Genomic DNA, 22,160 nt, shown 5'->3' on the forward strand with positions numbered 1-22,160 from the left:
ACATTGCCGAAAGCGCAACATGTTGTCATCCAATTCGTTTCCGATCCCCCAGGACACGACATGCCCAGGACCGACCTCTACCGGAATGTTCACATGGGACAGCGCGCCCGCATGTTCGCGCTGGCCGTCGAGCTCGGAGCCGCCGACCTCGACCGGGCCGGTGCCGCCACGGCGTACGCCGAACGCTGCCTCGCCCTGACCTCGGAACTCCGTGAGCACGCCGACCACGAGGACGCCTTCATCCACCCCCTGCTGCGGGAGCGCGCCCCGGCCGCCGCCGACGCGCTGGACGCCGAACACCTGCGCCTCGACGCCGCCTTCGTCGCGCTCGACGCGGGCGCCCGCGCCCTGCCCGGCACCCCCGCCGACGACCTGCCGGAAGCCCGGCACGGGCTGTACCTGGCCCTCAACGAGGTGATCGCCGCCTACCTGGCCCATCTGCACGCCGAGGAGACGGTCGCGATGCCGGCCCTGTGGGAGCACGCCACCGAGGACGAGCTGGAGGCCGTCTTCGCCTCCTTCCGCGCCTCCCGCACCGCGGCCGAAGGCCTGGCGGACCTCCGCGCGATGCTGCCCGCCCTGCCGGCCCCGACCCGGGCCGCGATCGTCCGCGGCGCCGTCGCGGCGACGCCGGGCGAGGAACACCGCACCCTGGCCGCCGTCACCACCACCCTCACCCCCGGCCAGCGCGACCGCCTCTACACGGACCTCGGCCTGCCGGAGACCTGGGCGCTCCACGGCTGACGGCCTCGTCCACGACGGGCGGGCCGCCGCCGAAGCCCGAGCGCGTGGCGGAGAGGGCTCGTCAACTCCCCTCCCAGGTCGCGGTGTCGGGGTCGATGCCGTGGGCACGCGCACTGGCGTCGACGATCCGGCGGAACCACGTGGCGAGGCCGGCGCGGACGCCGTCGTAGTGGGCGGCGAACCCCGGATCGGCCTCGTACATGCAGCCGAGGCAGACCTGCATCTGCCGGGTGAGGGGGAAGTACGAGGCGAAGACCTCGCGGTGCCGCTCGACGAGGCGGTTCGCCTCCGGGCTGCCGGGCGTGACGCCGGCGTCCATCGCCTCCCCGAGGGCGCGGTCGAGGTCGGCGACGTCGTCGGCGACGGCCTGCCATTCCTCCGGAGTGCGCGAGGCCGCGCCTTCGGCGTACTGCCGCCATTGCGTGGTGTCTCCGTAGCGTTGACGGGCCCGGGCCGGCCCGTCCGGGTCCCACGCGGGGCCGAAGATCGCGGCCTGCTGCTCGGCGGTCAGCGGCAGGCCGCGCTCGTGGGCGTCGATCATCCGGTCCAGTCCGGCGCCCAGCCGCTGGAGACGGTCGATCCGTTCGGCGACCTGGGTGCGCTGCGCGCGCAACGCGCCCGGCACGTCCGCGGTCGGGTCGTCCAGGACGGCCCGGATCCTGTCGAGGCCGAGACCGAGCTCGCGGTAGACGACGACGCGGTGCAGGCGTTCCAGATCGCCGGCGGTGTAGAGCCGGTATCCGGCGGCCGTGCGCAGCGACGGACGCGCCAGACCGATCTCGTCCCAGTGGTGCAGCGCGCGGACCGTCACGCCCAGACGCGCCGAGACCTGACCGACGGTCAGGCCGTCGGCGTCAGTGGTGTCGGACATGCTCCTCATTCTCGCCGCGCTCGCCGCCGGGCGGGGTGATCCCCATGGCCGCGAGGTTCCGCGCCTCCCGGCTCGACGGATCGAAGGGCTTCGCCGCGGTGAAGACGACCCGGGCGTTCTCGGGGGTGATCACCTCCACGTCGCGGGTGTTCCAGGGGGTGTCCCGTGGACCGTCGACCGAGTCCGGGCGCAGCGCACGGCACGCCTCGGCAAGGGAATCGACCTGGCCGAGCACGCCCGCGAAGCTGAAGGCCATCGCCGGCGGCCGCTCCGGAACGCTCGCCGCCGACACGAGGAGGACGTCCTGGAACGCCCACCGGCGCAGATGCGTCAGCGTGCCGGGGACGCCGAACAGCTCGAAGAAGCCGAGCCCGCGCGTCCAGAAGTCCACCGACGCCGCAAGGTCGTTCGTGGGGATCGTCACGAACGCGGGCATTCCGTAGATGCCGTGGAACGGCTCCGGCGGAACCGCGTCCGGGCCGGGGGCGGGCACGGGACTCATCTCGAACGCGTCGTAGTAGTCGCTCATGCGCCCCACCCTCCGGCCTCACGTTGCGTGAGGGTCAAGCCGGGACCGTGGACGCCGTTCCGCCCGGATCGCTCCGGCCGACGCCCTCAGCCCCGCGTAACGGCCCGGTGGAACAGCAACCGGCCCCGCGCCCAGGCCTGGACCTGGCACGGAGCAGTCACATGCCCTGCTGGACCGGTCCCGGCTTCAGAGCCTGTGTGAGGGTGCAGCCGTTCACCCGATCGCCCTTCTCGGAGTGCCGCGCGGGCCGGGCGGCAGTGAGGTCGGGGATAGCACCCCCTCCCGTAAGGAAGATGCGCATGAACATGCCGCTCTCTCGGCGCCGAATAGCCACCGTCGCCGCTTTCGGTATGGCGACCTGCGCGGTCGCCGCCGTTCCCTCCACCGCCATCGCCGCCGACAGAGGCGCTGCGGCGGGCGGAGACAAGGAAGCGAAGCCGACAGTGGTGCTGGTACACGGCGCGTTCGCCGACGCCTCCGGCTGGAACGCGGTCGCCGAACGCCTCCTGGACGCCGGGTACAAGGTCGTCGCCCCGCCCAACCCGCTGCGGGGACTGTCCCACGACGCCGCCTCCGTCGCCGGCGTGCTCAAGAGCATCAACGGCCCGATCGTGCTCGCCGGGCATTCCTACGGCGGCGCGGTCATCACTCAGGCCGCCGCCGGGAATCCCGACGTCAAGGCGCTCGTCTACGTCTCGGCGTTCATGCCCGACGTAGGTGAGTCCCCGGCGGAGCTGTCCATGAAGTTCGCGGGCAGCGAGCTGGGACCGGCGCTCACCCCCGTCCCGTACGCCGACGCCACCGGCACGGATCTGTACATCAGGACGGACAAGTTCCGCTCGGTGTTCGCCGCCGACCTTCCCGAGTCCCAGACCCGCTTGATGGGGGTCACACAGCGTCCCGTCGCGCAGGCCGGCTTCGCGGAGAAGGCGACCGCCGCCGCTTGGAAGAGCATTCCCTCCTGGTTCGTGGTGTCGAAGAACGACAAGGCCATAGCCCCGGACCTGGAGCGCTTCGAGGCCAAGCGCGCCAAGTCCCACACCGTGGAGATCGACTCCTCCCACGTGTCGATGATGTCCCACCCCGATGTCGTCACCCAGCAGATCCGTGCCGCGGCCGGCGCCACCGCAGCCGGGGCGGGCGAGCCCGCCGCCCTGGCCGAAACCGGGTCCCGCACCGCCGCTCTGGCTGTCGCGAGCGGCAGCGCCGCCGCGTTCGTGGCCATCGGAACGCTCCTGACCACCATGGCCCGCCGCCGTACCCGTTCCGGCAGCTGACCTTCCCGGACCGTGCTCACGGCCGACCGATGCGGCTCCGCTCCGGTCGGTCAGGCCCTGAAAGAGCCCGCCGAGGAAAACGGCCCGCTCTTCGCCGTCGCGGTGGGCGACACCGGCCCCGGTTCCAGCGCCGCGCGCCTGCCCGCCGCGATCGACGAGACCCTCGCGGAAGCGGCCGCCGATTCCGCCGGCGCCGACGTCGGCACACCCTTCTCCGGCCCGACGTACACCAGCATCGTCACCCGGTACGACACGGTGGTCACCCCGTACACCAGCGGGCTCCTCACCGGGCCCGACGTCACCGACATCGTCCTCCGGGACAAGTGCCGCCCCGACTCGGCCGGCCACCTCGGCCCGGCGATCGATCCCCACGTGGCCCGACTCGTGCCGGACCGGCTCGACCCGGAGCACTCCGCGCCGTTCCGGTGCCGGTTCTTCACCACGCTCGGCATCTGACACACGGCGTCCGGCGCCGTCACACAGGTCCGTGGGAGCCCGTGAACCGGGTCCCCACGGACCTCGGCGCATCCGGGGCAGAGCTCGCCCGCCGACCGGGCACCGCCCACTGGGCGAACGTCGTCGTGGAACTGGACAAGCGCGGTTACGACGAGATCCGCGCCGTCGAGAACCCGCTCACCTCCCTCGCCGAGGACGCCGAACGCACCCGCAAGATGATCAAACAGGCCGAAGGCTCCGTGGTCCTCGTCGGCCACTCCTACGGCGGCACCTCGTCGACCTCATCGAAACGGCCGTGAACGAGACCACGCGCCGATCCCCGCGCACGGCCTCCCCCGCCCCCTCCCGGGGCCCGTCGCCCCGGGACCCGGCCGCACCGTTCCCGGGACGGCCTCATGCGCCAGCGTGTTCCAGGAAGGACTCGTGGGCCCAGCCGGCGATCGCAGCAGTTGGCTCGGCATGCACTCCGGGCTGGAGATGCTCACCTCGACGGCCGACCTCGAACGCATGAGCGCGCCCGGCAGGAGGCCCACCACTATCTCCGTCCCGGAGAAGTGGTCATCGCAGTCGCGGTGTCCCGCTTCCACGCCGGCCGGCAGGCCCTCGCAGCGGACAACATGTCACTGCCTGGAGTCGCCGAGGCCCGCACCGCTGGGCTCACCGTGCGGTCGCTCATCGCCGTGGAGGGCCCGGCCGAGCTCCTCGGAGACGCGGACAGCCGGACGAGCTCGACACCCGGTTTCCGCAACGCCCCGTCGCGCTTCAGGGACTCCGTCTGGGCCCGGTCCTCGGCATCCGGGCGGCAGACGGTGACCACCGTGACCTGACCACCAGTCAGGAAAGTCGGCAAAAGGTCGGCATCGATCCGATCGAACCCTGGCACACAAGCCCGAACACGCGACTCGGCATGCCTCCTCCCGCTCCCAGCAGACTCCCCAAGCCGAACACGGGACAGGATGCGGACCGGGGGTCTCAGCATGGTGGTCGCCAGTGGCGAGCACGGCCAAACCGACTATAGGTTTCCCCTGGTCAGCGCACTCGCCCACGCGGCTTCAGCGGGGTGGTGGGCAGTGCCGGGGCGGGCAGGCGGGCGCCGTCGTAGCCGTGCACCTCGCCGAACCGCGAGCCCTTCTCCCAGTCGTCCCGTGCCTGTGCGATCTCGTCACCGGATCGGCCGATGAAGTTCCACCACATGACGATCTCCTCCTCGAAGGGCGGGCCGCCCAGGAGGACCGCGCGGGCCGGGGCGTCCGACTCGTTCGTCAGGGTGAGGGCGTCGGGGCCGGGGGCCGTATAGCCCAGTTCGGCCGGGTGCAGGAGGGTTCCGGCCAGGCGGACCTCTCCGCGGTCGACGAGCAGGCCGTGTTCGAAGGCGGGGTCGACGGGGAGCGTGACGGTCGCGCCGGGGGCGAGGAGGAGTTCGGCGCCGAGCAGGGGCGTGAAGGTCCGCACCGGGGAGGTCTCGCCGGCCAGGGTGCCGAGGAAGACCCTGACGTCCACCCCGTCGAGGCGGACCGTCCCCGGGGCGTGGTGCTGGAAGTCGCGGGCGGCGTTCCGGTGCTCCTCGGGGAGGGCGACCCAGAGCTGTACGCCGTGCAGGACCGTGGTGCGGGCGGTGGAGACCTCCGAGTGGCAGATGCCGTGTCCGCCCGTCATGAGGTTGAGCTCGCCGGGGCGCACGAACGCGTGGCTGCCCAGGCTGTCGCGGTGCTCGATCTCGCCCTCGAACAGCCAGCTCACGGTCTGCAGGCCGATGTGCGGGTGCGGGGCCACGTCCATGCCGCCGGACTCCGCGACGTCGTCGGGGCCGTAGTGGTCGGCGAAGCACCAGGCGCCGATGAGGGTCCGGGACCGCTGCGGGAGCGTGCGCCGTACGGTCATCGCCCGCGGGCCGCCCAGGGGGACGTCCCGCGCGGACAGCACCTCGACCCCGGTCCCGACGGCCCCGACCCCGGCCCCCGCCCCGGTGACCTCGGACCCGACCGCCCCCGGACCGACCTCCGCCTTGCCGCTCATTCTCGACCCCTCCGGAAACCTGTAGTTTTATTTTAAACAATCATGGACGATGATAGCTTCCGCGACCGCGGAAGGCCCCGAGAACGGAGTGCGCAGTGAGCGATGCGGCAGGAGCCCCCGCGGCCGGACGGGTGTATCTCGACAAGCGGAGCCCCCAGGCCTATCACGCCCTGGTCCGGACGGCCGAGGCCGTGCGCGCGACCGCCGCCGACGCGGGGCTCGACCGGCTCCTGGTGGAGCTCGTCAACCTCCGGGTGTCCCAGCTCAACGGCTGCGCCTCCTGCCTCGACGTGCACACCCGCGCCGCCCTGCGCGCCGGAGAGACGACCCGCCGCCTCGGCGTGCTCGCCGCCTGGCGCGACACCGAGCTCTTCACGGCGCGCGAGCGCGCCGCCCTCGCCCTGGCCGAGGCCACCACCCACCCCTCCGACGCCCCCGCGCAGGAGCGCGCCTACGAGGAGGCCCGCCGGACCCTCACCGACGACGAGCTCTCCGCCGTGATCTGGGTGGCGATCACCATCAACGCGTTCAACCGGGTGTCGATCCTGAGCAAGCACCCCGTACGGGACGCCTCCCCCCAGGCCTGAGGGCCCGAAAACCCTGATCCGCCGGGCAGGCCGTAGGGTCGACGGTCGGAGGACGACCGCGCGGGTCCACGGTGTGACCGGGCTCACGTGCCTTCTTCGGGATCGGTGTCGACCGTCGGGGCCGTGCCAGGCGTATGCCCGGTGAAGCGAGAGACCCGGGAGTTGCCGTTGACCGTCGAAGAGTTCGAAGCGTTCTACGTCCAGTCGGTCGGGCGGCTCACCGGGCAGCTCTACGTCATGCTCGGCGATCTGCAGGAGGCTGAAGACGTTGTCCAGGAGGCGTTCATCAAGGGCTGGAACCGGCGGCGTCAGCTGGACGGCGACAGCGGACCGGAGGCGTGGATCCGCACGGTCGCCTGGCGCCTCGCCGTGAGCCGGTGGCGCTTCCGGAGGCGTACGGCCGACGCCTGGAGCAGGCGCGCGGCCCCGTCCCACGCGGCCGGCCCCGGGCCGGAGCACGTGGTGCTCGTCGACGCCCTGCGCACCCTCCCGGCCCAGCAGCGGCGCACCGTCACCCTGCACTACCTGTGCGACCTCACCGTCGAGCAGATCGCGGGCGAGACCGGGCTGTCCGCCAGCACCGTCAAGACACACCTCGGCCGGGGGCGCGCCGCCCTCGCCGACCGGCTCAAGGACACCGAACAGGAGGCCGGATCCCGGTGAACGACCCCACCGATCCCTCCCTGAGGGCCCTGTTCCGGGCCGCCGCCGACCACGGCAGCCGGGAGGCCACGACGCTCCCGGTCGCGCAGGTCGTCGAACGGGGCAGGCGCGCCCACCGGCGCCGGCTGGCCCTCGCCACGGTCACGGCGGGCGTCGTCGCCGTCCTCGGCGTGGCGACGGCCGCCTCGCTCGCCCCCGGGCCCGCGGACCCCGTCCTGCCCGCGACGAGCCCCTCCGTACCCCCGCCCGGTCCCAGCCCCACCCACCGTTCCGAGCCCCTGCCCCGGGAGACGGAGAACAGCACTCCGCCGGGCCCCGGCAGCGCGACGACGGAGAGCCGGCGGACCCGTCCGCCGACGACCTCCGGCGGGACGACGACACCGATGACCCCGCCGGAGACGGCGACGACCCTGGTGACGACGACACCGCCGCAAGGCTGACCCGCCCGCCACCCTCCCCTTTTCCCGGACTTTCCGGACGTTTCCCGGACGCTCCCGACCGGTCGACCCGCAGATCAGCCAGGTGACCGCTCGCGTCCACGCTCCCGGAGCGGCCCCGCACCACCGGGCCGCCCCGCCCTTCCCCGTACCCCCGTACCCGCGCGCACCGCCCCTCCGGCGTGCCCGCGTACTCACGGAGAGACCTCGCCCATGCCGATCTCGGCACCGCCCTCCCCCGGGCACGCCCCCGTGCGGACGGATCCCGCCGCGCGCACGGCCCCCTCGGAAGTCCTGCCCGCGCCCGTACCGCCGCCCCGCCTCCGCCCCGCCGACCGCGAGGTCCTGTGGCTGTACCTGCTGACGCGGGCGGCCGTGTGGACGACCGCGTACTGCACCCGCTGGCTGTTCCCGGCGTCCGGTGACGCCCGGGTGCCCGAGCCGGTCCTCGCGCCCTTCGAGCACTGGGACTGGGGGCACTTCCTGAACATAGCCAGGGACGGCTACTTCCCCGGGGGGCCGGGCGAGGGGGACAACCGGGAGGCGTTCTTCCCCGGCCTCCCCCTGGTCCTGCGGGCCGTGCACGTCCTCGTGCCCCACTGGACCGTCGCCGGGCTCCTCGTCTCCCTCGTCGCCGGGGCCGTCGCCGCCGTGGCCCTCGCCCGGATCGCCGAGCTGCACCTGCCCGGTTCCGGCGCGGGCCGGCGCGCCGCCCTCTTCCTCCTGGTGTCGCCCTGCGCGGTCTTCCTGGCCGCCGGGTACAGCGAGGCGCTCTTCCTCGCCCTCGCCCTGCCCGCCTGGCTCGCGGCCCGGCGGCAGCGGTGGCTCCTCGCCTCGGTGCTCACCGCCGGCGCCACCACCGTGCGCATCAGCGGGCTCTTCCTCGCCGCCGCGCTCGTCGTCCTCTTCCTGACGACCCTGACGACGCGGCGGGACGGAGGGGCCGGCCGGAAGCGCGCCGCCGCCTGGCTCGTCCTCCCCGGCCTGCCCGCGCTCCTCTACTTCCGGTACCTGTACGGGCGGACCGGCGACCCCATGGCGTGGAAGCACGCGCAGGAGCGCGGCTGGTACCGCCACTTCCGCGCCCCCTGGGAGGCCTGGTCGCAGACCTGGCACGAGGCCTTCGACCACACCCAGGCCACCGGCTACGCCGCCCAGTTCCAGGCGGACCTGCTCGCCATGGTGCTCGGCCTGGCGCTGCTCGCCGTCCTCGTCGTGCGGCGCCGCTGGCCGGAGGCCGTGTACATCGCGCTGACGCTGTGGGCGCTCGGCACCTCGTACTGGTACATGTCCGTGGCCCGCAGCACCCTCCTGTGGTGGCCGCTGTGGGTCGGCCTGGCCGTCTGGAGCGTGCGCAGGCGGTGGGTCACGATCGCCTACCTGTGCCTGGTCGCGCCGCTGAGCACCGTCCTGGCGATCACCTTCATGTCGGGACGCTGGGCGGGCTGACGGCCGGGGATCGGCCGTGCCGCAGGTGGCCGCGCAGGGTGGCGAGGGAGACCTCCTCCAGGCTCTCCGCGAAGACCCGTCCCGGCCCCGGCTCCACCGGGAGCAGCGAGGGGACGACCAGGACGACGCAGCCCGCCGCGTCGGCGGAGGCGGTCCCGTCCGGCGAGTCCTCGACGGCCACGCAGGCGGCGGGCGGGACTCCCAGGCGGCGGGCGGCCGTCCGGTACGGGTCGGGGTGCGGCTTCGTGCGGTCGGTGTCGTCGGCCGAGAGGGTGAAGGCGAACGGAACGTGGGCGAGCGCGCCGCCGGTCACCGCGTCGACCACCGACCGGGGAGACGCGCTGACCAGCGCGAACGGCACGCCCTCGCGCTCCAGTTCGGCCAGCAGAAGGGCCGCGCCCGGACGCAGCGGCGCGCCCGCGTCGACGCGCCGCCGGAAGGCGGTGGTCAGCGCGGAGGCGACCCCGGGCGTCCCCGTCGCCTCCGGCATGCCCGTGGCCCGTACGAGGTGGGCGGCGGTGTCCTCGACGGCGCGGCCGACGACCTCGGGGGCGTCGGCGGCCGTCAGGCGGTGGCCGAGCCGGGCGGCGACCTCCTCGGTGGCGTCCCACCAGAGGGTCTCGGTGTCGACGAGGGTGCCGTCCATGTCGAAGAGGACCGCGGCGAGTTCACTCACCGGCCGCCCTCCCGGCCACGACGAGGGCGGGGTGGTGGACGACGCCGAGGGCGACGCGTGTGCCCGGGGCGAGCGCTCCGGCGTCCCGCGACGGCAGGTCGGCCTTGACCGGCGTACCGGCGCGGTCGAGGTGGAGGCGGGTGACCGGGCCGAGGAAGGAGGCGGAGACCACCGTCGCGTCGCCGTCGGGGTCCTCGGTCACGGTGAGGTTCTCGGGGCGCACGAGCACGTCGACCCCGGGGCCCTTCGGCGCCTCGCCGTCGACGGGCAGCCGGGCGCCCGCGACCTCGACGAGGCCGGGGCCCGCGAGGCGGCCGGGCAGCCGGTTCATGGTGCCGACGAACCCGGCGACGAACGCGGTCGCGGGGCGCCGGTACAACTCGGCCGGGGCCGCGCACTGTTCGAGGCGTCCGGCGTTGAGGACGGCGACGCGGTCCGCCATGGACAGCGCCTCCTCCTGGTCGTGGGTGACGAAGACCGTGGTGATGCCGAGGTCGAGCTGGAGCCGCCGGATCTCCTCCCGGAGGCTGAGGCGGACCTTGGCGTCGAGCGCGGAGAGCGGTTCGTCGAGGAGCAGGACGCGGGGGCGCAGGGCGAGGGCGCGGGCCAGGGCGACGCGCTGCTGCTGGCCGCCGGACATCTGGTGCGGGTAGCGGTCGCCGTGCTGGGGCAGGCCCACCAGGTCGAGGAGTTCGGCGGCCCGGGCGCGCCGCTCGGCCGCCCCGACCTTCCGCACCCGCAGGCCGAAGGCGACGTTGTCGCGGGCGGTGAGGTGCGGGAAGAGGCTGTACGACTGGAAGACCATCCCGGCGTCGCGGCGGTTGGCCGGCACGTGGGTGATGTCGGTGCCGTCGACGAGGACCTCGCCCGCGTCGGGCCGCTCGAAGCCGGCGAGGACGCGCAGGGCGGTGGTCTTGCCGCAGCCCGACGGGCCGAGCAGGGCGAGGAGTTCGCCCGGCTCCACGGTCAGGTCGAGTCCGTCGAGGGCGGTGGTGGGGCCGAACGAGCGGCGCAGACCGCGGAATTCGACGCGCGCCCCGGTGACGGTCGCGGTCTCCGTCCGTTCCGCTGTTGCTGAGGACATGAGGGGTCAGGGCTCCTTGCGGACGGTGCGACGGGAGGTACGGGAGGGGGTACGGGGGCCGGCCGGTGCCGTGCCCGCCCGGGACAGGACGAGCAGCAGGGCCCAGGTGACGAGCAGGCTGAGCAGGGAGACGGCCACCGACATCCGGGCCTGGGCGCCGGAGACGGAGACGATCCACACCGCGAACGGCCGGAAGCCGAGGAGCGAGGCGACGGTGAACTCGCCGAGGACCAGGGCCAGGGTGAGGAAGGCGGCGCCCGCGAGCGAGGAGCGCAGGTTGGGCAGGATCACGCGCAGCATCACGTACGTGCGGCTCGCCCCGCAGTTGCGGGCGGCCTCGACGAGGGTCGGGACGTCGACGGCGCGCAGTCCGGCGTCGAGGGAGCGGTACACGAACGGCAGGGCCATGACGGTGTACGCGAGGACCAGGACGACGGGGAAGTCCTCGTTCTGGACGGCGAGGAACGTCTGGTAGAGCGGGGTCCGCGAGAGGTGGTCGGGGCCCCAGCGCAGGACCGTGGTGACGCCGGTGACCAGGGCGATCGGCGGCACCACGAGCGGCAGGGTGCACAGCAGCTCGATCACCGGGCGCAGCCGGGGCGCGCCGAGCCGCACGGCCACCAGGGCGGGCACGGCGAGCAGCAGGGACAGCGCGATGGTGGCGGCGGCGAGCCCGAGGGAGAGCAGCAGGCTGCTCAGGAAGCCCTCGGCGCCCAGGAGTTCGGTGTACGCGGCGAAGGAGACGCCCTGGCCGGGGGTGTGGACCGTGAACACGAACGAGGCGATCAGCGGGACCAGGAAGTACGCGCCGCCGAGGCCGAGGACGAGCCCGCGCCACACGCGGGGGCGGGGGCGGGGGCGCCGTGCGGGAGCGACGGGCCGGTCCGCCCGCGCCCCGGCCTCCGGCGCGGTGTCCGGGGCGGTGGGGGTCATCGCAGCCATCGGGCGCTCCTGCGCTGGAGGGGGAGGTAGAGGGCCATGACGAGTCCGGCGACGAGGATCATGTCGAGGCCGAGGGCGAGGGCGACGTTCTCCTGGCCGACCAGGACGTTCCCGGAGAGCGCGTCGGCGATCTTCAGGGTGACCAGGGGGACGGAGCCGCCGACGAGCGCGGCGGCCGTCGCGTGGGCGGCGAAGGCGCTGCCGAAGAGCAGCACGAACCCGCCGAGCAGCGAGGGCGCGAGGACCGGGAGGCCGACGTGGCGCCAGTACTGCCATCCGTCGGCGCCCGCGTTCCGCGCGGCCTCGCGCCACTGGGGCCGCAGGCCGTCGAGGGCGGGGGCGGTCACCAGGACCATCAGCGGGATCAGGAAGTACAGGTAGACGACGGTGAGGCCGGTGAACGAGTACAGGTTCCAGCCGAGGGAGGTGAGGTCGGCGAGCTGGGTGACGACGCCGGAGATGCCGAGGGTCGCGATGAACGCGAACGCGAGCGGGACGCCGCCGAAGTTGGCGAGGACTCCGGAGGCGGTGAGGACCGCGCCGCGCAGGGCCCGGGAGCGGGAGGTGACGACGGCCTGGGCGATGAGGACGCCGAGGACGGAGCCGAGGAGCGCGGTGAGGGCGGAGAGCTGCACGCTGCCGATCAGGGAGCCGAGGTAGGGGCCCTGGAGGGAGCGGCTCAGGTGCTCGCCGGTCGGCGCGGTGGCTCCGGTGGCCGGGTCGGTGCGGGTCACGGCCCCGTACAGGAGGGCGCCGAGCGGGAGTCCGAAGCAGAGGGCGGTGAAGGCGATCAGCGGGAGGGCGGCGAGCCAGGGGCGGGGTCCGCGCCGCCGGCGGCGGGTGCCGCCGACGGTTCCCGTGGCGGGAGCGGCCTCCGTCGTGGAGGCGGTTCCCGTGGTGGGGGTGGAGGAGGCGGAGGACATCAGGAGACGGCCTTGTCCCACTTCTCGGCGAGGGTGGCCTTGGCCTTGTCGAGTTCGGCGGAGGCCGGGAAGGAGGGGGTGCCCTCGACCTTCGGGAGCTTGGCGACGAAGGTCTTGTCGGCGGTGCCGTCGGCGGTCATGGCCGGGAGCAGGACGGGGCGGGCGTAGCCCTTGAGCCAGAGGTTCTGGCCCTCGGCGCTGTAGAGGAACTCCATCCACAGGCGGGCGGCGGCCGGGTGCGGGGCGTCCTTGTTGATCGCCTGGGAGTAGTACTGGGCGTAGACGCCGTCGGTGGGGACGGCGACCTTCCAGTCGACGCCCTTGGACCTGAACTGGTCGGCGTAGCCGGCGTTGAGGTAGTCCCAGTCGATGCTGATGGGCGTCTCGCCCTTCTCGACCGTGGCCGGGGTGGACTCGACGGGGATGAAGTTGCCGCTCTTCTTCAGCGCGCCGAAGAAGTCGATGCCGGGCTGGATGTCGGCGAAGGAGCCCTTGTTGGCGAGGGCGGCCGCGTAGACGCCGCCGAAGGCCGAGCCGGACTTGGTCGGGTTGCCGTTGAGGGCGACCTTGCCCTTGTACTCGGGCTTGAGGAGGTCGGCGAAGGTCGTCGGGCAGTTCGGGATCCGCTTGGCGTCGCAGCCGATGGAGACGTAGCCGCCGTAGTCGTTGTACCAGCGCCCGGCCTCGTCCTTCTGGCCCGCCGGGATCTTGTCCCAGGCCTCGACCTTGTACGGGGCGAAGAGGCCCTCCTCGGCGCCGCTGCGGGCGAAGGCGATGCCCAGGTCGAGGACGTCGGGGGCGCGCTTCTGTCCCTTGCGGGACTTGACGGCGGCGATCTCGTCGGCGCTGGAGGCGTCCGGGTTCTCGCTCTCGACCTCGATGCCGTACTTCTTCTCGAACGCCTTGATCAGCTCGCCGTAGTTGGCCCAGTCCGGCGGCAGGGCGATGACGTGGAGCGCGCCCTCCTTCTTCGCCGCCGCGGCGAGGGCGTCCAGGCCTCCGAGGTCCTTGGCGGAGGCCGCGGTGGCGGCCTTCGCGCCGTCGCCCTTCGCTCCGGCCTCGCCCTCGGGGGCGGCGCCGCAGGCGGTGACGGTGGTGAGGACGACGGCGCCGAGCAGGACGGCGGCACCGCGGACGGGGGTTCTGTGCACGGGTTCTCCCAGGAGCGAGGGTGGAACTTGTCTGGACAAGACGCCCCTAGTTCGCCCGCACCTCCTGTCCGGCGGGTGAACGGCGCGTGACGGGTCCCCCACGCCTCCCGGAAGAGCCGGTGGCGGTGAACCCCGGGTGAACGCGGTGGTGTTGGGGCGCCTCCACGGGTACGCCCCGCGTCCGCGAACCGGGTTAGGGTGGACGGAAGGACAGCACGCGCCGTGACCGGGTGTGCACAGCCATGCGTGGGAAGGGGGACGCCGTGACGGCGCTCTACGTGGAGATCGCGGAGGGGCTCCGCCGCTCGATCCTCAGCGGCGAGTACCCCGTCGGCGCCCGGCTGCCGTCCGAGAGCGACCTCGCCGACCGCTGGTCCGCCTCGCGCGGCACCGTGCGCCAGGCCGTCGCCCTCCTCACCTCCGAGGGGCTGATCGGCTCCCGCCAGGGCGCCCGCCGCATCGTGCTGCGCCGCGAGCGCCGGCACAGCTTCGCCGAGCTGCACAGCTTCGCCCAGTGGGCGCGGGCCATGGGCTACCGGGCCACGAGCCGCTTCCTGCACCGCGAGCGGCGCCCCGCCACCCCCGAGGAGGCGCGCCGGCTCGTCCTGCCGGAGGGGGCCGGGGTCCTCGGCGTGCTGCGGCTGCGGTACCTGGACGGGGAGCCGGTGATGGTGGAGCGCACCGCGTACGCGGCCTGGGCCGCCCCCGCCGTCGAGGCCCTGCCGGTCGACTGCGCCTCGATCATGGACAGCATGGCCGAGGAGGCCGGGATCGTCGCCCACTACGGCGAGCACCTCATCGACGCCGTGCCGGCCGGCAGCGACGACGCCCGGCTGCTCCGCGTCCGCCGGGGCAGCCCCCTCCTGCGCCAGCGCCACCTCACCAGCGACCCGGACGGCCGCCCCATCGAGTGGACCGAGGACCGCTACCGGGCGGGGAGCGTCACCTTCAACGTGAGCAACTCCGTCGGCACGGCCCCGCTGGTCCGGGACCCGGGCGCGCTCCTCATGTAGCGCTCCTCACGGGTGGCGCGGCGCCCTCGGCGGGCTCCCCGGGTCACGGTCGGCGCGGGGCCCGGAGCGGGTTCCCCGGGTCGGCCGCCCGGTCGATCGCCGACTCGACGGCGGCGATCCGGTCGGCAAGGAGCCCGAGGGCGGCGACCGCACGGGCGAGGGGGTCGTCCCCGGAGCCGCCGAGCGCCCGCGCGCGGACGTACGCGGCGCTCACCTCGGCCCAGCGCGCGGCCTGCTCCGGGGTGAGGGTGCCGCGCAGTTCGGCGAGGCGGAGGAGGTTGGCCTCGGCCTCGGTGGTGAGGGTCCGGGCCTCGGCGGTGTAGTGGTCGTCGATCACGGCGGCCAGCTCGGCGTCGTTCATGGCGGGCGAGATCCGGGCCGCGATCCTGTTCATGGTGCGGTACGAGCCCTGGAGCCGGAACGGCGGCGCGGTGCGGGCCGCGTCGTTCCGGGCGGCGGAGGCGATGTACTCCTCGTTGACGGCGAGGACCGTCTCGCGGGCCGTGAGGAGCCGCCCGAGGACGGCGAGGATCCGCTCCAGTTCGGCCGGGGCGTACGGGTGGGCGAGCCGGTCGCGGCGCGCGGTCGGGTCGCCGGCCGCGAGCCGGACGAGCAGCTCCAGGTCGGCCCGGTCGCGGCCGGCGAGCGGGGCGAGGGCCGGGTGGGAGGTGAGGGCGTTCTCGACGAAGCTGAGCGCGAAGACGTCCTCCTTGCCGGTCAGGACGTCGCCGAGGTTCCACACGTCGGCCCGGTTGGCGAGCATGTCGGGCACCCGGAAGGCCTGTCCGGACCCGGTGTACGGGTTGCCGGCCATGCAGACGGCGAAGCGCTTGCCCCGCAGGTCGTGCCCGTTCAGGGTGCGGGTGGCGTCGCAGAGCGGGATGAACTTCTGCAGGAACTCCGGCGAGGTGTGCTGGATGTCGTCCACGTACAGCAGGACGTTGTTGGCGGCGGACAGCGCGAAGGCGATCTTCTCCAGCTCCCGGCGGGCGGTGGCGTCGGGCGCCCCGGCCGGGTCGAGGGAGGTGGTGCGCTGTCCGAGGGCCGGTCCGTCGACCTTGACGAGGAGCAGGCCGAGGCGGTCGGCGACGTACTCGATCAGGGTGGTCTTGCCGTAGCCGGGCGGGGAGAGGAGCAGCAGCAGGCCGTGGGAGTCGCTGCGCTTGGCGTCCCCGGCGGCGCCGAGCTGCTTGGCGAGGTTGTCGCCGACCAGCGGCAGGTAGACCTCGTCGACGAGCCGGTTGCGGACGAAGGAGGACATGACGCAGGGGCGGTACTCGTCCACGCGGAGCCGGGCGCGCTCGGCCGCGACGAGCTGCGCCCTGCGCTCCTGGTAGGCGCGGAAGGCGGGCACGTCGACGGCGGCGAACTCCCGTGTCCTGGAAAGGAATTCGTCGATCCGCACGTCGAGGGCGCGGTCGCGCACGCGGGGGTGGGCGCCCAGGAGGCCGGTGACCGTCGCGGTGGTCGGGGCGTCGACCTCGTACCGTTCGAGTCCGGGACAGAGCTCGACGGCGACGGCCTCGGTGAGCACGCCCCCGTCGAGCGGCTCGCCGGAGGCGGAGGCGTAGGAGGTGAGCCAGGCCTCGACGAGCTGGCGCCGCGCGCCGGGGTCCGCGAGCCCGGCGAGGGCGTCGTCGTACGCGGAACTGCCCACGGCCCGGCGGAATTTGTCGAGCAGGGTGCGGGCCGCGTCCGAGACGGCGAAGCCGCTCGGGCCGGCGGCGAGCTCCTCGACCAGGTACTCGGCGGCGGTCGGGTCGCCGATCTCCCCGGCCAGTTCCTCGCGCAGCCCGTCGACGGCCGACGCGGCGCCGAAGAGGTCGCGGGCACGGGTCAGCGAGACCGCGCGGCGGGTCCACTGCTCGCGGGCGTCGTCGGCGGCGTGGGCCCAGAAGAGCTGGGCGGCGGACCGCGCCGCCGCCGGGTACCGCAGCGGTCCGGCCCCTTCGCGGAGGCCGAGGAGCACCTCCAGGATCGCCGCCGCGTCGTGGTCGTGGACGCCGCGCTCGTACCCCTCGTCGTAGGCGGCCTCGGCGGCGGTCCGGGCGAGCGCGGGCAGGTCGGCACCGACGAGGCCGTCCGCGCCGTGCTCGGCGAGCAGCCGGGCGGCCAGGTGCTCGGCCCGGTAGACCGCGGGCGACTCGGAGGGCAGCGTCCGGTCCCAGAACGGGCGGGTCGCGGCGAACTCCGGGTCGGTGACGGGCGTGCGGTGGTCGGTCCCGGTGAGGGCGAGGGCGAGCGCGTCCCCGTGCGGGACGAGGGTGAGCTCGGGTGCCTGCCGGTTGACGGCGAACCGGTGCCGGCCGAGGCGGATGGTGTCGCCGCCGTCGGAGAACAGCTCGGTGCGGTCGCGGAGCGCGCGCCCGGCCTCCTGGCGGGCGGCGCCGAGCCGCCCCTCCAGCTCCTCGGCCCGTACCTGGTCGCCGAGTTCGCGCAGTTCGGCGGCGGTGCGCCGGACCTTGGCGACCATCGGGTCGGAGGCGAAGTACGTGTGCACCTCGTCCGGGCCGGTCAGGGCGGCGGCCCGGCGGGCGATCGTCTCCAGGACGCGGTCGGCCGATCCGGCGAGGCGCTCGGCGCGGCGGGCGCGGGCGTCCTGGAGGGACTGCTTGCGGGCGGTGAAGGCGTCGTGGATCTCGGTGCGGCGCTCGGCGAGGTCGGCGAGGAAGCCGTCGTGCTCGGCGAAGCGGGACTCCAGGTTCTCCAGCTGGAGGAGCAGCGGGCCGAGTTGGTCGTCGCAGTGGTCGGGGGTGTCGGCGGCGGCGAGCGCGCCCGTGACGGCCTGGCCGAGCAGGGCGAACTCGGCGGCGAACTCCGCCCGGCCCTCGCGGTCGAGGAGTTCGGCGCGGCGGGCGGCGAGGACGGCGCGGGCGCGGTTCAGGGCGCCCAGGACGTCCGCGACGCGGCCCAGGATCGCGGTGCGGACGGTGGCGTCGCCGATGTCGAGTCCGGCGACGATCTCGCCGAGGGCGCGCAGGCCGGTGGTCCGCTCGTCGATCAGCTCGCCGACCGGGCCCGTCCCCGCGACGGTGGCGACCTCCCCGGCGTCGGCGGCGAGCCGTTCCGCCTCGGCGTGCTGTCCGGCGAAGGCGTCCTCGCCCCGCAGGAAGGCGACGGCGCGGCGGCCGGCCGCGGCGACGTCGGACTCGACGTCCGCCGCGAGGGCGTCGACGGCGTCCGTGTCGGCGTACCGCATCTCCTTCAGGGACACCAGGTGGCCCTGGGCACGACGGAGTTCGGTGATGCGCGAGATCCACTCCTCCGCCGTGGCGGGCGCCTCGCCGCGGACGCGCCGGACGAGCCGGGCGATCCGCTCGGTCGCCCCGGCGAGGGCGTCGGCGGCCTGCCGGGTGAGGGTGGTGACGGTGGCGAACTCGTCGAGGACCTGTCCGGCGGTGGCCCGGAGTTCGGTGAGCGGGGTGCGCAGGTCCCCGGTCTCCGGGTCCCCCAGCCAGTGGTGGACGTCGCCGGCCCTCTCGCAGGCGGCGACGAGCGCCTCGTACACCTCGCCGGCGGGGGTGAGCTCGGTGGCCCGCCGGGCGATCGACAGGCAGTCGGAGATGCCCCGGACGAGGTCCGCGTTGCCGATGCGGGCCAGCGGGTCGTCGCTCACGGGGGCCGCGTGCGTGTCGGAGACGTACGGCGTCGTCCAGACCTGCACGGGGTGGACCCGGCCGGGTTCGCCGGACTCGCCGCGCAGGACGACCATCGTCCCGTCGTCGAGCAGCGCGTACCCCCGGCAGGCGAGCGGGGTGGCGATCTCCTTGCGGATCAGGTTGTACGGCAGGAGGAGGCCGCGGCCCTCCGCCTCGGCGTGGAAGGCGAAGAGGAGGTCCTCGCCGTTGGGCGAGCGGACCGCCCGGTCGAAGGCGAGGCCGGAGGTGTCGGTGTCGAAGGTCTTCACGGCACCGGAGGAGAGGCAGTAGCCGCCGGGGAAGACGACGCCCTCGTCGTCGGGCAGCCGCAGACAGGCCTGCCCGATGCCGTCGAGCCGGACGACGGTCCCGGTCAGCGCGTTGAAGACGAGGTGGCGGACGGCCTCCTCCTTGTACGGGCGGACCCGGATCAGGGTCAGGGCGCCGACGACGGCGTGGGCGACCTCGGCGTCGGCGAGGGACTGCAGCGGCTCGTCGACCGGCTCCGCGTACACCCCGGTGCCGGTCTCGGGGTCGTTCTCCGTCTTGACGGTGAGCGCCCCGCCGGTCGTGGAGACGTACAGGCGCCCGCCGAGCGAGATGTGGGGGTGCCGGCCGGAGACGTGGTCGTCCCGGGTGCTCTCCGTCCAGTCGAGGTCGTGCGCGGGCGGGAAGGTGTGGTCGCGCTCGCCCCGGGCGTCGAGGAACCGCGCCCCGCCGGACGGTTCGAGGGCCCAGCGCAGCACCCGCAGGTCGTCGGCCTTCTCCCCGGTCCGGAAGACGGCGAGGAGCCGGTCCTCCACGCGCCGCAGCCGGAGCAGCCGGGCGCCCCGGAAGTAGCGGTGCAGCGCGGCGAACTCGCGGACGAAGCCGGGGTCGTCCAGGAGGCCGGGGACCGCGTCCCCGGGCAGCGGGTTCAGGTCCCGGTCGTGCAGCGTGAGGACGTCGGCGACCGCCGGTCCCTCACCGCCCGTGGCGACCGGGCTCCCGCCGAACAGCAGGACGCCGTCCCCGACGGCGACGACGTCCAGGAGCACCCCGGCGCGTTCGGTGCGGACCCGGTCGGTGCCGGTGAGGGCGAGTCCGCCGGAGCCGAAGGCGGCGGTACGGGCGGTGTTGAGCGCCTCGGCCCGCCGGGCCAGTTCGCCGGCCTGCGCGGTGAGGCGGTCGCGCAGCACCGCGTACGTGTCCTGGTCGATTCCGGCGCTCATCCCTGTGCTCCCTTGTACCGTAGTGACTGCGGGTCCGGTGCCGGCCACTCCCCCGTTCGCCGGCACCGGACCCGTACCGACCGCCACCCCCGTGGGCGGTCAGTCCTTGGCCGCGCCGTTCAGCGCGGCGGTCCCGGCCGGCGCGGCCGGGGCCGGGGCCGGGGTCGGGGCCGGGGTCGGGGCCGGCAGGAGGCCGTCGAGCGCGCCGGACTTCATGAGCTTCGCGAGCAGCGCGGAGACGCTGAGGTCGCGCACGTCGGAGCCGGAGAGCGAGCCGAGCACGTGGGTCAGGTCCTCGGTGAAGGGCCGCGAGCCGTCCAGCCACGGACCGGCGAGGGCCTGCGCGGTCCCCGAGTGCTCGACGAAGCCGTCGACGGACTTGCCGAGCGAGACGGACTGCACGAGCCGGTCGAGGAAGACGGACTCGCCCCCGACGATGTTGATGTCGGCGTTCTCCAGACCGGTGGCGAGGACGGTGGCCTGCGCCTCGGCGACCTGGCGCTGCACGTCGAGGCCGGCGAGCCGGACGTCCTTCTCGGCCTCCAGGCGGAGACGGAACTCCTCGTGGGCGCGGGACGCCTCGTCGAGGGCGGCCATCGCCGCCGCCTTCTCGGTCAGGCCCGCGGCCTCGGCCTTCAGCTTCTCGCCGATCGCGGTGGCCTCGGCGAGGGCCTTCTCCCTGGCGCCCTCGGCCTCCGCGAGCGCCTTCTCGCGGGCGCCGGCGGCCTCGGCGCGCAGCCGGGCCTCGGTGGCCCCGGCCTCCGCGCGGCCGGCCTTCTCGATGACGTCGGCCTCCTTGTCCCGGACCCGGACCGCCGCGAGCCCCTCGGCCGCGGCCTCGGCCTGGACGCCCTCGGCGAGGCGGATCTTGGCGCGGGCGTCCATGTCGGCGGCCTTGTTGCGGGCCTCGGCGAGGGTGAGCTCCTCGGCGGCCCGGTGCACGGCGGCCTGCTCGGCGGCCTCCGCGGCCTTGATGTCCTTGACCAGCCGCTCCTGGGCCTCGGCCTCGGCGGCGATCACGATCGCCTGACGGTTGCGCTCGGCCTCCTCGACCGCCCGCAGCCGCTTGATCGACTCCTCCTGCTCGGCGACCGTGCGGTCCACCGCGACCCGCTCGCGGATCACCTCGGCGATGTCCCGGCGCTCCGCCTCGACCTCCTTCTCGGCGGAGATGCGGGTCAGCTCGGTCTCCCGGTCGCGGGCGATGACCTCCAGGAGGCGGTCCTTCTCGATCCGCTCGGTCTCGACGGCGATGACCCGCTCGCGGTTCTTCTGCGCGACCGCGACCTCGCGGGCCTGGTTCTCGCGCTGGACGCCGAGCTGCTCCTCGGTCCTCAGGAAGGCGCTCTGCGCCCGCAGCCGCTCCTCCTCCACCACCCGGGCGGTCTCGGCCTCCTCGCGGGCCCGTACGGTGTCGATCTCGCGCTTCTGCTTGATCTCGGCATCGGCCTGGCGCCGCTCCAGCTCCAGGATGGCCTCGCGTGCGTCGACGTTCTGCCGGGTGATCTCCTTCTGCTCGTGCTGGCGGAACTCGTTGGTGCGCACGTTCTCGGCGGCGGTCAGCTCGGTGATCTTGCGGATGCCCTGGGCGTCGAGGATGTTGCCGGGGTCGAGCTGGCCGAGCGGGGTCTGCTCCAGGTAGTCGATGGCCGCGTCCTCCAGGCTGTAGCCGTTGAGGTCGATGCCGATGATCTCGATGATCCGGAAGCGCAGCTCCTCGCGCTTGGTGTAGAGGTCGGTGAAGTCGAGCTGCTTGCCGACGGTCTTGAGCGCCTCGGAGAACTTGGCGTTGAACAGCTCCTGGAGGGTGTCCTTGTCGCTGGCGCGGACGGTGCCGATGGCCTGGGCGACCCTGATGACGTCCTCGACGGTCTTGTTGACGCGGACGAAGAAGGAGATCCGGATGTCGGCGCGGATGTTGTCCCGGCAGATCAGGCCGTCGCGGCCGGTGCGGGAGATCTCGATCGTCTTGACCGAGATGTCCATGACCTCGGCCTTGTGCAGCACGGGCAGGACGACCTGTCCGGTGAAGGTGACGTCGACCTTCCGCATCTTCGAGACGATCAGCGCCTTGCCCTGCTCCACCTTGCGGAACAGTCTGCCGATCACGAAGACCAGGACGAGGACGAAGAGCAGGACAACGGCGACGAGCGCGCCGATGCCCACGGTGATGGCATCCATGGGGAACCCCGTGTGTATGAAGGAGGTTGAGGGGTGTGGCGGCACCGCGTCCGCGCCGCCGGCCGGTGGACGTCCGCGGTGGGGCCGTCCCGTGCGGGAGGTCCGCGCCCGGGCCGGGCGCCGTCGTCCGCCGGCCGTGAGGGGGCCGTACCCGGGGACCGGAGTCCTCCCGGGACGGCTACGGTTCGTCGGGGAAGAGCTTCGCCGTGCGCCGCGCGAGGCAGCGGCACGCCGGTGCGGCCGGGAGGCGGACGCCGGTCGGGAAGCGGGTGCCGGACCGGAGGCGGGCGCCGGCCGGGGAGAGCCCGCGGG

The 22,160-nt window shown here is 74.0% G+C and carries 20 protein-coding genes; 10 read left to right on the top strand and 10 right to left on the bottom strand.

Annotated features, from left to right (window positions below):
• Positions 1–60: 60 nt before the first annotated feature.
• Positions 61–744 (top strand): hemerythrin domain-containing protein, encoded by a 684-nt coding sequence (locus ACWGSR_RS16260; protein WP_453567005.1) that lies wholly within the window; start codon positions 61–63, stop codon positions 742–744.
• Positions 745–805: 61 nt separating this feature from the next.
• On the opposite strand, the gene ACWGSR_RS16265 is transcribed toward ACWGSR_RS16260, so the two are convergent.
• Both ACWGSR_RS16265 and ACWGSR_RS16270 read right to left on the bottom strand, forming a co-directional pair.
• Entirely contained in the window at positions 806–1,615 is an 810-nt protein-coding gene (locus ACWGSR_RS16265; protein ID WP_453567007.1) for a MerR family transcriptional regulator, read from the bottom strand.
• Positions 1,599–2,144 (bottom strand): VOC family protein, encoded by a 546-nt coding sequence (locus tag ACWGSR_RS16270; protein ID WP_376230877.1) that lies wholly within the window; start codon positions 2,142–2,144, stop codon positions 1,599–1,601. The genes ACWGSR_RS16265 and ACWGSR_RS16270 overlap by 17 nt, the downstream gene beginning before the upstream one ends.
• Before the next feature lie 299 nt (positions 2,145–2,443).
• Between ACWGSR_RS16270 and ACWGSR_RS16275 the strand changes: the two genes are divergently transcribed.
• The 4 genes from ACWGSR_RS16275 (at position 2,444) to ACWGSR_RS16290 (ending at position 4,704) form a co-directional block, all read left to right on the top strand.
• Positions 2,444–3,421 carry an alpha/beta fold hydrolase gene (locus ACWGSR_RS16275; RefSeq protein WP_453567009.1) on the top strand — a complete coding sequence of 326 codons (978 nt, stop codon included), beginning with the start codon at positions 2,444–2,446 and terminating at the stop codon, positions 3,419–3,421.
• A 12-nt stretch (positions 3,422–3,433) separates the two neighbouring features.
• Entirely contained in the window at positions 3,434–3,877 is a 444-nt protein-coding gene (locus ACWGSR_RS16280; RefSeq protein WP_453567011.1) for a hypothetical protein, read from the top strand.
• A gap of 41 nt (positions 3,878–3,918) precedes the next feature.
• Complete coding sequence (locus ACWGSR_RS16285; protein WP_453567013.1) at positions 3,919–4,176, top strand: hypothetical protein; 258 nt, start codon at positions 3,919–3,921, stop codon at positions 4,174–4,176.
• Positions 4,177–4,494: 318 nt separating this feature from the next.
• The gene (locus tag ACWGSR_RS16290; protein WP_453567015.1) at positions 4,495–4,704 is read left to right on the top strand and encodes a hypothetical protein; all 210 of its coding nucleotides are present in this window, start codon (positions 4,495–4,497) and stop codon (positions 4,702–4,704) included.
• Positions 4,705–4,906: 202 nt separating this feature from the next.
• Here ACWGSR_RS16290 and ACWGSR_RS16295 read toward each other — a convergent pair whose 3' ends face one another.
• Positions 4,907–5,893 (bottom strand): pirin family protein, encoded by a 987-nt coding sequence (locus ACWGSR_RS16295; RefSeq protein WP_453567017.1) that lies wholly within the window; start codon positions 5,891–5,893, stop codon positions 4,907–4,909.
• Between the two features lie 95 nt (positions 5,894–5,988).
• Between ACWGSR_RS16295 and ACWGSR_RS16300 the strand changes: the two genes are divergently transcribed.
• From ACWGSR_RS16300 to ACWGSR_RS16315, 4 genes are all read left to right on the top strand, one after another.
• Complete coding sequence (locus ACWGSR_RS16300) at positions 5,989–6,480, top strand: carboxymuconolactone decarboxylase family protein (RefSeq protein WP_376230871.1); 492 nt, start codon at positions 5,989–5,991, stop codon at positions 6,478–6,480.
• Positions 6,481–6,648: 168 nt separating this feature from the next.
• Positions 6,649–7,143: a SigE family RNA polymerase sigma factor gene (locus tag ACWGSR_RS16305; RefSeq protein WP_376230870.1), complete on the top strand. Its 495-nt coding sequence runs from the start codon at positions 6,649–6,651 to the stop codon at positions 7,141–7,143.
• Positions 7,140–7,583, top strand: coding sequence for a hypothetical protein (locus ACWGSR_RS16310; RefSeq protein ID WP_453567019.1), 444 nt, complete (start codon positions 7,140–7,142; stop codon positions 7,581–7,583). Before ACWGSR_RS16305 ends, ACWGSR_RS16310 begins: the two co-directional genes overlap by 4 nt.
• A gap of 210 nt (positions 7,584–7,793) precedes the next feature.
• A complete protein-coding gene (locus ACWGSR_RS16315) occupies positions 7,794–9,029 on the top strand; it encodes a mannosyltransferase family protein (RefSeq protein ID WP_453567021.1) in 1,236 nt (411 codons plus the stop codon).
• Here the strand turns inward: ACWGSR_RS16315 and ACWGSR_RS16320 are convergent.
• From ACWGSR_RS16320 to ACWGSR_RS16340, 5 genes are read right to left on the bottom strand one after another with little or no spacing between them, the layout of a single operon-like run.
• Positions 9,004–9,705, bottom strand: a complete 702-nt coding sequence (locus tag ACWGSR_RS16320) for an HAD family hydrolase (RefSeq protein ID WP_453567023.1) — start codon at positions 9,703–9,705, stop codon at positions 9,004–9,006. The genes ACWGSR_RS16315 and ACWGSR_RS16320 overlap by 26 nt on opposite strands.
• Positions 9,698–10,789 (bottom strand): ABC transporter ATP-binding protein, encoded by a 1,092-nt coding sequence (locus ACWGSR_RS16325; protein WP_453567025.1) that lies wholly within the window; start codon positions 10,787–10,789, stop codon positions 9,698–9,700. The genes ACWGSR_RS16320 and ACWGSR_RS16325 overlap by 8 nt, the downstream gene beginning before the upstream one ends.
• A 6-nt stretch (positions 10,790–10,795) precedes the next feature.
• Positions 10,796–11,731, bottom strand: a complete 936-nt coding sequence (locus ACWGSR_RS16330) for an ABC transporter permease (RefSeq protein ID WP_453567027.1) — start codon at positions 11,729–11,731, stop codon at positions 10,796–10,798.
• Positions 11,719–12,654, bottom strand: a complete 936-nt coding sequence (locus ACWGSR_RS16335; protein ID WP_453567029.1) for an ABC transporter permease — start codon at positions 12,652–12,654, stop codon at positions 11,719–11,721. The genes ACWGSR_RS16330 and ACWGSR_RS16335 overlap by 13 nt, the downstream gene beginning before the upstream one ends.
• A complete protein-coding gene (locus ACWGSR_RS16340; protein WP_453567060.1) occupies positions 12,654–13,772 on the bottom strand; it encodes an ABC transporter substrate-binding protein in 1,119 nt (372 codons plus the stop codon). The genes ACWGSR_RS16335 and ACWGSR_RS16340 overlap by 1 nt, the downstream gene beginning before the upstream one ends.
• A 275-nt stretch (positions 13,773–14,047) precedes the next feature.
• Here ACWGSR_RS16340 and ACWGSR_RS16345 point away from each other — a divergent pair, with 275 nt between their 5' ends.
• Complete coding sequence (locus ACWGSR_RS16345) at positions 14,048–14,818, top strand: GntR family transcriptional regulator (protein ID WP_376230863.1); 771 nt, start codon at positions 14,048–14,050, stop codon at positions 14,816–14,818.
• Between the two features lie 43 nt (positions 14,819–14,861).
• Here the strand turns inward: ACWGSR_RS16345 and ACWGSR_RS16350 are convergent, their stop codons facing one another.
• The gene (locus tag ACWGSR_RS16350; RefSeq protein ID WP_453567031.1) at positions 14,862–19,667 is read right to left on the bottom strand and encodes a DNA repair ATPase; all 4,806 of its coding nucleotides are present in this window, start codon (positions 19,665–19,667) and stop codon (positions 14,862–14,864) included.
• Between the two features lie 99 nt (positions 19,668–19,766).
• Positions 19,767–21,848 (bottom strand): flotillin family protein, encoded by a 2,082-nt coding sequence (locus ACWGSR_RS16355; protein WP_453567033.1) that lies wholly within the window; start codon positions 21,846–21,848, stop codon positions 19,767–19,769.
• Between the last annotated feature and the right edge of the window lie 312 nt (positions 21,849–22,160).

This window comes from Streptomyces sp. NPDC055632, from assembly GCF_053618675.1.